We start from the raw sequence: 9,416 nt of genomic DNA, 5'->3' as shown, positions 1-9,416 counted from the left end.
ATAAGTGTTTAATAGCTTATAAGTCCTGACTATAAAACTACACTATTTTATCCTTCTGTATTATATTTTATAAACAACGTTAATTATTTGTTTTTATCTGACGCATCAAATTGTCGGTCTATATGTAGGACAGCTGACATTGCAGCCCATAAAAATAGCCACATCAGGCTCAGGTATGTCAGATAAGAGCTTATTAAACTGGCTTTGCTCCATATCAATATGGTGCATTTGCTTCATTACTCGCACTGCATCAGGATTGATATGATCTTTTAACTCAGTGCCTGCACTGAAAATCTCAAAGACATCGCCTACTAGCTTTTTTCCAAGAGCCTCTGCTATTTGGCTACGACAAGAGTTGTGGACACAGATAAAAGCAACCTTAATCTTAGGCGTATCTCTACCCTGTAAATTATCAACCATAAATCAAATACCACCTTTTACTAACAATAAGCTTAGTTTTCAATTAACCATTAGTATAGCAATGCAATTACCATCGTCCAATTACTATCAACCTTATAGGCACAAAACTAAGTTCCAAGTCCCCAAAGGCAATCAAGACTAACCTCTCAGTCCTAAAGCCATCTAAAGCGCAGCTCAAACCCTCATATTAGCCATAATCACAAGCATAATGGCAAAGCAAAAAGCCAGGGCTCTATCCAGCAGCCAAGAGCAGCCCCTTGCCATCTTTTGCTATGGCATTAAGTACCATGAGAAGCCATGGCAAGCCACGCCACCGTACCGTGCTTAAGCGTAGATGTAAGCTAAGCTTGGGTGTAAGTACATATCTTTGCTTCCAAGTCCCCAAAGGCAATCAAGACTAACCTCTCAGTCCTAAAGCCATCTAAAGCGCAGCCCCAACCCTCATATTAGCCGCAATCACAAGCATAATGGCAAAGCAAAATAGCCTATGCTCTATCCAGCTATAAGAGCCGCCCCTTGTCATCTTTTGCCATAGCATTAAGTACCATGAGAAGCCATGGCATGCCATGACACACCACCATACCGTGCTTAATCGTGGATATAAGCTAAGCTTGAGGGCAATTACAAATCTTTGTTTCCAAGCGCAATGGCAAGCATAGCTAAGCTCTTAGTGAATGAGCCTTCTGGGAGCAAGTTTGGGTAAGTCCAAGACTATTATTTGATGGAAGTGACAAGTGAACGTATAAGTGAGGGGTAGTATACCTGCTTCGTTTCATGAGTATCAGTTTTTTGTTTTAGTGGTTAGTAAGAGTTAGTCATTAGCGCATTTGGGAATTTTTTGTTTTGAAAATTAGTCTGTAGCGAGCTTTGTCATAAAACGTAAGGAAAGGAGGGGAGAAGGAGTGCTTGAGAATGGTAAACTCAAGTCTAAATAAGTAAGAGTTTAGGTAGGGGATAGCTAAAATGATTGCCAAAGAAGGTGATGTCTACACAGTCTTTAATAAGAATCTAAGGCGCTATACTGCTTGCATGGTTGCTTATATTGCCCCTCCTGATGGGCAAAGTGATGAGCCTATGGCTGTAATTTTGTCTTTAGATTGGCAAGGGGATAAGCCTTTAGAGCCAGAGTCGCTTACTAGCATCAAGCCTTTGTATAAGGATTTTATGTACTGGCCAAGGGAGCTGCATTTGCTAAAGGTAAGCCCTCAAGTGCCTGATAATTATATTTTAGTTGGTAATAGGCCGCCCCTAATAGAGCCTGAGAGCTGTAATACTTTTGGCTTTTGGGATGAGGGCAAGGATGTTTACTATCAATTTTGCTGGCAACAAATACCGCTTGCTAAGCGTCAGGCATTTAAAAGAGCCATGCATAGCGATAAAGTTGTCAGCATTAATGGGCATGAGGTTAAAGAGTGCTCTCATGCAATCTTTGATTCTACTGTTTCTTTTGGCTCTGCTTGCGAATTAAATAAGCTGCCTTGCTTATCTACTTTGCACTTAGAGCATTGGCATGATGATCTTATAGAGTTTTTACAAAGCAATCATTTTATTCATGAGTTGACCTTATTAAATCACGGTCAAAGCACGTTAGATTTAAGAGGGTGTGCGATAAGAAGACTACTTATAGATATGACAGGGCTCAAAGAGCTTTATCTTGATGAAAGGGTAGAGTTTTTACTGTTCCAAAGCAAAGGAGAGGATAACTGTCTTATTCATGCTTATGATCAAGGCAGTATGCTTAGCATCCAATTTATTGAGAAGTATCGCCCGCACCAGGAGCTGGTCAACTTACAAAGTCTTCACGGCATAGACATCAAAGACTTTGACCTTTCATCTATTGTCAGCACCCATGCGAATTTACAAGAGCTAAGACTATGGGGAAAACCTGGCTTGCTAACTAATTTTGCTCAGGTAAGGGAATTTAAGAAGCTTGAGCGTTTTTCTACTTATGATCTTTTTGGTTTTAGTAAGCATGATATTCCTAGTCCTCGAACCTTGCCCAAACTTAATTGGTTTTGGATGGCCTCATTGCCACAAGAGGCTGCCAAGGCTGCCAAAGTGCTTTGGAAAGAGGCTGCTAAGAATGGAGTTAGTTTAAGAATCACCAAAGCTCGCAGCGCTGAGTGGTTGGCACAAAATGTCGACAATCCTTTTAGATCTTGGGATGGAGCAGAGCATCTTAGCAAAAGTGCTACACAAAAGGCTAAAAGTTGCTACCAAAAGACTAGAGCGGCGCTGATTAAGCTTGCACACAGTGATGAGGCAGATTGCCAAGAGCAAGCCCTTGAGATAGTAAGAACATACACTATGGTATTTAATGCCATTAAGGGTATTGAGACTACAGAGCGAGATGAAATCTATGAGGCTCTTAGGTTAATTTTGCGGGATTTGCCCCCTGGCAATTATCTAAACATTGACGAGTTGTTAGAGGAGTTTGAGCTTGTTAGAGACTTTTAGCCTGCCGACTATGGCTGATCTAAAACTAATCTGTAAATCATTAGCAGCTTTAGATCTAATCTTTGTAGAAGAGCAGTATAGCTTTATCAGAAAGTTTCACTATGAGACTAACTGGCGCAAAGGCAAAGAGGCTTTTTTCTACTCTGATGGCTCTGAGCAAGCAATGATGATTATCTTTGCAAAAGAGGACTGTGTGATTAATGGTTGTGATAGTGAGCTTTATGATTATGAGTCCGATAATTCCAAGCTCACAGAGCTTATCGCTAATATGCCTCAAGCTTTACAAAAATTGATGGCTGGCAAAGAAATTAAGCGCATGAAAAGTACCTTCTTGTTGTGGGCAGAGGCAGAGGCGGAGGCAGAGGCAAAGACCATCAATGACACTAATACTGGTAAAGACGACCAGTTGTGGCATTATCACCCATGGTTAGAGCACGATGTTGCGTTTGATATGCTACCGCTCTTACATCATTCTTTAAAAGGTATGCATGAGCATGCCGTATGGCTTGGCTATAAGTTGCCTGATAACTGTTTGGAGCAGTTGGTAGGGAAACAAATAATTAACCAAAAAGAACTTAGTCTGCTTGATGTTAAATTAGAGCTCAGTACCCAACAGCAACTGCACTTGCAAGAACTTGGTTTTACCATAATTTAGGTGGTAACACTCTAATTGAGTGTTGGTCTGCTGCAATTGAACTTGGGTGCTTAACTAAGCCTAAGCCCTCAGCAACGTTGCACAACAGCCTTTATTAATGATGAGTCTTTTTCACTGCGCTGCACTGCACTGCTGTGCATTGCTTTGATGTGCTTTGCCGTACTGTGAATTGTTTGGTTTGGTTTGGCTTAACTGAACTAATGACTGCCTCATAGAGGAAAAGCGCTCTAACATTAATAAAGGAAAAGACCTTTATGTTTGTATCAAAACGCAGCGGTATAGGTAGGTTAATCGGCCACAAATTAGAAAAAGGCAATAACATGCATTTGACTCCCTCATTGAGGGAAAGCACTCTAACATTAGTAAAGGAAAAGAGCATTTTACGTTTGTATCAAAACGCATAGCTATAAGTTAGTTTATCAGCTAAAAACTAGAAAAAGGAAAGAACCTGCATTAATACGGTGGTTTATGGAAAGGGCAAAAGAGCGCTCAATTAACTTGTAAGGAGAAAATCAAGGCTACACCACGCCATATTCCTTACTAAAGATGGGGGCGTTTTAGGAATTATCAGATCTTAAGAAACAGTGCAACCAATAATGTTGCCCGTTTCATTGTAAGTTAAGACGGGCAAATGCTGGGCATTTTCAACATTATCAAGGAGGAAGGGATAGTACTTGGTTGTGGTTGTGATTTTTGCCTCAGCTGCTCATGATGCTGTTAAGTCTAATGGTGAGCTTTGTTAAACCACTTAGGAGTTGGCACTATCACAGGTTAAGTCTGTTTATTGGTGACCTTAGGCTCTTTACCCAATGCCAAGCTTAAGTGATAGCGCCCGCCCTTAATCATTGTGAGCTAAGCTTAAATAAGCTCATGATGCTCTAAGGCTCTCATAGTAGTTTCATAGTCAGCTAAATTGTTTCTGAAACATAAGCGGTCTGGTTCAGCCATTCCTTGAGATTTATAAAGCTCAATGTTTTTACGTAAGTCGTCTTCATCAGATACTAAATCAGCTGCCTTAAACTCAATTAAGAGGCGCTTAAAAGCAAATTCATTGCTCTCAGCTCGCTCTAATGCTTTCTCAGAGAGAATATCTAAAGCTGCTTCACGGGCTGCTATTTTCTCAAGTAAAGGCCTAACTGCATTGTCAGATGTTTGAGTGTTGTTTAAATCGCTCATAATTATTTCTCCTGTCAATTATTACCAAGGATGCCATAGAGCTTTGAAAGAAGCTTGCACTCTTATCAATAGCAAATATTCCTATGCTCTTGTAATGAGTAAATTATATCTGACAATGCCTTATACTAAAGCGAAGTGCATTATATTTATGATCCATATCTGAATTTTACAAATAAAATGTTTAATAACAATATTTATCGCTAAATTGGCATGCCAGGACTTTCAAGCACTATCCTTATATGCCCAAAAGTATCGCCCAAAGGAAATAGCTTATAGCAGCAAAAGCTACGACAGATGAGCAAGTTAAAGCATTCCAAGTATGCTATGCATGCTTGTTAGTATTCATGTCTCAAGGTAAGTAGGTAAGTAGGAAGGTAGGTTCTTATAGCTTTGGTGAGGTGATAGCAGCTACATAGTAATTTAGATTCAGTCTTATCAGGAGCGGGCGTTTAAAACTTTCAGGCTCTTTAGCTTAGTTTCCTTTAAGAGAACAAGAGTTAAAGCCACTTCATTCCATAAAGCTATAGAACATACGCAATGTACATTATGGAACATAAGCAATACCAAGAGCCATGCCCAAAGCTAAGCTCAGCTAAGCGCAAAGCAAAGCAGCACAGCAAAGCAAGGTTTAGGATAAGCGCAAGCACTGATGCTAAAACCACAGCCATCAGCACTATCACTGCCACCATACCTAAACTTGTGTAATTGTCTTTTATCCAACTAAAAGCTTCCAAGGTTCACCAGGGCACCTGAGAGCCTTCTCTTCAAAGAAAAATAAAGCGCAGTTGCCAAAGCAAAGCAAAGCAAAGCAAGGCATGGCTGCGCTTAGTAAAGCAGTAATTGCCAAGACATTAGGTCTGGTATGTATGTATGTGGGTAGTAAGACCAGTTATCCATACTTGCTAGGTGATAAAGCTACATACCCTTTAGCTTAGTGCCCTTTAGCAGAGCTTGGATTAATGCCACTTCATAGCATCACGCTAAAGACAATACGCAATGTACATTACTGCTAATAGTAATACCAAGAGCCATTTCCAAATCAAGGCTGAGGATAAACTAAAGCACTGTGACTAAAACCACAGCCTCACCATCAGCCTCAGATGCAGCCATAATTACAACTACCCGCAAACTTGCCCCAAGGGGTTAGCAATAAAGCCAATACTCCCCAGGGCAAATAAGCCTGCTAAGAACCTACAATCTGGCCTTTAGCGGCATCAAGCAAGTCTTTATAAGTGACGGCATGGGCATACTTGACCTTGGAGGATGGAACGTTATAGAGCTTTTGAGCGCACTCAATTTTCGCACTCTCAATGGCTCGTAATTGCATTTTCTCCATAGTTCCCTTAGTTTCAGCAACAAAGTATAAGTGCTTGACTTGACCAGTATGAAAGACCACAGCCCAATCAGGAGAGTAGTCGCCCACTGGGGTTGGAATCTTAAAGCCACGAGGCAATTTAGCATAGACGCAGACATCTTGTGCCTCTTCTAGCTCAGTGGCAAAGTCGTTCTCGATTTTGCTATCCGAGGCAACAACGTTAGTAATGTGCTTCTTGCGTGGCTCGTAATGCTTGTCAGCCTTGAGCTTGGTTTCAACAAAGATGTTAGCACTGTACTTTTCACTTAGAGGCTCATAAGTAATGTGCTCTACAATCATGTTGGCTTTCTGCTCTCTAATAATCCTAGTGGTCTGCTCAATAAAGCTCTCAGGATTGTTGGCAAAAAGCGCAAATTTCTCTTGAGTTAGACCTCTTAAGATTGCGGCAGCAGTACGACGTGTGAGTTTGGCTCCTTGAGCAATTTCACCTACAGGATCGTACTTAATAGAACTTTGTTCTAGCTCCAAATCACTATCATGAGTAGTTTTAAGCTCACCAAACTCAGTACCACTTACTTGAGTAGAAGTGGTGATTTGAACTTTCATTTGAGCTACCAACAGTTGCTCATTGAGCGCTTTGATAGCTTTAGTAATCAGCTCTTGGCTATCATAGTCAACAGTGTAGAAACACTTATTGTTGATGCTTTTCCATAAGGTTTGGAACTCAGTCTTGCTAAAGTTGTCTGTAAAGTGAAGCGGCTTATTGGCTGCTCGCATTTCATTAGACAACATTGAGGCATACTGCGTTGCCTCTGCATAAGTAGCTTTAGCTGCCTCAATCATAAAGTCTTTAAAGGCAGCAATTTTCTTACTCATTTCAGCAAGAGAGTTGTTGGCTAAATCCTGCTTAAAGAGGTCGGTCACAACGCCATCATCGTTGATATAGTCATTATCGTACAGATAGCTGTAGATAGAGTTTGCCTGTTGATGGTTGATAGTAGTATTACTTTTGTCCTCTAAAGTTACTGTTTTATCAACAAAAGTATCGATATCAACCTTGGTAGGACGGGTGCGCAGCGTTTCTTTGGTCTCTTTTTGCAAGTTAGCTACAAAAGACTCATAGCTTTCATTAGCAATTACAGAGAGGGTATTAAGCTCATGTACGCTCTGTCCTAGCTCTTGCTCATCCATACGAGTGCCGTTTTGATTAACGCACAGTCGCATGCCTCGGCCAATTTCTTGGCGCATGTTAATTTTAGAGTTAGTATGGCGCAAAGTACAAATCTGAAAGACATTTGGATTGTCCCATCCCTCACGTAACGCAGAGTGCGAAAATATAAAGCGGGTAGGTTCATCAAAACTAAGCAGACGCTCTTTATCTCGTAAAATTAAGTCATAAGCTGCAATATCATTTTTGGTACCATTCTTAAAACGACGGTTTTTGTCTATGGAAAAATAGCCATTATGAATGGAGGCAATATTATCCTTAGTCTTAAGCAAGTACTGGTAATACGCATTATGACTAAGCTCCTGAGGTGCTCTGTTGCGATAATGCTCTTCAATATTGCTAAGACGCTCTAAGAGCAAAGATTGATACTCTTGCTCAAAGTACTGAGCAAATTTTCCTCCCTGCGCCACCCCATCATCGTCATAAGTACGATAGTTAGCTACTTCATCAATAAAAAAGAGGCTCAAAGTCTTAATATTATGATTGAACAAGATCTCTTCTTTATCAAAATGAGAGCGTATAGTCTCACGTATTTGCAAGCGCTCCATTGTGTCTTTGCTAGTATCACCTATTACCTGGCCTTTAATAAGCTCAGTGCCATTAGATAAGACTACACTGTTAGTTTCAGGCTTAATGTCAGTAATTCGCAAGTCCTTATACTGGCTTAGCTTGCAAGAGGCTTCATATAAGCTATCATTCACATCAAGCTTCTTGTTGGTTCTAACAATTTTGCCTGAGGCTCGTTTAACTTCAAGTTCGATTACAGCTTGAGGATCATCTTTAGAAATGACAATTTCATCTAAATACAAATAGCCATTTGAACTAGTAAGATCGACCAATTCTAAGCCTTTAACGCTAATACGTTTAACTAGCTTATGAGCAAATGCATCAATGGCATCTAAAGCATAAATACAATTATGCTGAGTCTTATGAGTTGCAGAATAGTTTAGGGTAAACAAAGGATTAAACTCTTTAAGAGCATTCAGCGTAGACTTACCTGCTACCTTTTGTGGCTCATCAATAATAATAATTGGCCTTGTGTGTGCAATAGCATCAATAGGTCTGTAAGAGCCAAAATCATCACGTTGTGAGTAGATAACAAGAGAGTTGTCGTCGTTCTCTTCGAAACTATTGAAGGCCTGGGTATTAATAATCATGACCTCAATATTTTGAGAATAGGCATATTGCTTTAAATCAGGTAGACGTTTAGAGTCGTATACAAAATAATGAGCTTTTTTACCATACTCATCAAAGAAATGGCGCTCTAGCATTTTAAAACTTTTAAGAGCACCTTCTCTAATGGCTATACTTGGTACCACAACCACAAACTTTGTCCAGCCATAGCGCTTATTAAGCTCAAAGATAGTGTTAATGTAGACATAGGTTTTACCTGTGCCTGTCTCCATTTCAATATCCAAAGCGCAGCAGCCATATTCTTTACCTGAACTTAATGTAGAAGACAAAATAATATTGCTTCTCTGCTGTACTGCATTAATATTGGCAAGTAAGAGTTCACTTACATTGTAAGGGCCACTTTTTCCAGCCAAATCAACCTTATGATTAGCGCATATAGCAAGGTCAAAGAGATCTTGTTGGCCATTAGCATCAAAGACTGGGCCAGTATTCTTGCTCGGGTAGTCAGAGGTGTTTGTCTGACCCAAAAAGACATCAGCCGTATTATTGACCGCCACGGTCTGATAGGCTTGTTTCTTAAATTTAAATTCCATAAGAAAGCACCATTAAGTGCATAAGTTCACATACTGGCTAACTAAAACCAAGGCTCTCAGCTCAAACTATTGAATTGCAGACACAAAGCAAATCATAGAATCAAGAACACAAGCAGGCATTTATGGTCTATACAATTTGAAAACTTGGCAACTGGCTGTAAGCAATAAACTTAAACCAACATACAATGCTGAGTAGCGACAAAGTGCTAATGAGTAAAGAGATCAGACTAACAGTCCTTATTCTTTTATAAGAGCTAAATGGCTTAGCAAGGCTACAAATTAAGACAAACTTACAATAGCTAACCAACAGTATTTAACAACCTATAAACCAATAGAGGTGAACCTAGCAAAACAACTTGCCAACCTTTCAAAAGATTCCGAAATAATTTAATAAACACTCACTAAGCCACTTAACAAAGTCAAAATCTTGAAGATCAC

The 9,416-nt window shown here is 39.9% G+C and carries 5 protein-coding genes; 2 read left to right on the top strand and 3 right to left on the bottom strand.

From position 1 onward, the window contains the following. Positions 1–105: 105 nt before the first annotated feature. Positions 106–420, bottom strand: a complete 315-nt coding sequence (locus MXE38_RS08435) for a hypothetical protein (protein WP_246913906.1) — start codon at positions 418–420, stop codon at positions 106–108. A gap of 963 nt (positions 421–1,383) precedes the next feature. Between MXE38_RS08435 and MXE38_RS08430 the strand changes: the two genes are divergently transcribed. Continuing rightward, on the top strand, positions 1,384–2,877 hold the full coding sequence (locus tag MXE38_RS08430; protein ID WP_246913905.1) for a hypothetical protein: 1,494 nt from the start codon (positions 1,384–1,386) through the stop codon (positions 2,875–2,877). A 10-nt stretch (positions 2,878–2,887) separates the two neighbouring features. Continuing rightward, positions 2,888–3,532 carry a hypothetical protein gene (locus MXE38_RS08425; protein WP_246913904.1) on the top strand — a complete coding sequence of 215 codons (645 nt, stop codon included), beginning with the start codon at positions 2,888–2,890 and terminating at the stop codon, positions 3,530–3,532. Positions 3,533–4,390: 858 nt separating this feature from the next. On the opposite strand, the gene MXE38_RS08420 is transcribed toward MXE38_RS08425, so the two are convergent. Both MXE38_RS08420 and MXE38_RS08415 read right to left on the bottom strand, forming a co-directional pair. Further along, the gene (locus tag MXE38_RS08420; protein WP_246913903.1) at positions 4,391–4,708 is read right to left on the bottom strand and encodes a hypothetical protein; all 318 of its coding nucleotides are present in this window, start codon (positions 4,706–4,708) and stop codon (positions 4,391–4,393) included. A 1,183-nt stretch (positions 4,709–5,891) separates the two neighbouring features. Continuing rightward, positions 5,892–8,978, bottom strand: a complete 3,087-nt coding sequence (locus tag MXE38_RS08415) for a DEAD/DEAH box helicase family protein (RefSeq protein ID WP_246913902.1) — start codon at positions 8,976–8,978, stop codon at positions 5,892–5,894. Positions 8,979–9,416: the final 438 nt, after the last annotated feature.

It is taken from the genome of Anaerobiospirillum sp. NML120448, from assembly GCF_023050945.1.
Classification (GTDB): Bacteria; Pseudomonadota; Gammaproteobacteria; order Enterobacterales; family Succinivibrionaceae; genus Anaerobiospirillum.
Note: the sequence above shows the minus strand (reverse complement) of the source record. Positions and strands in the feature narration are given on the sequence as shown.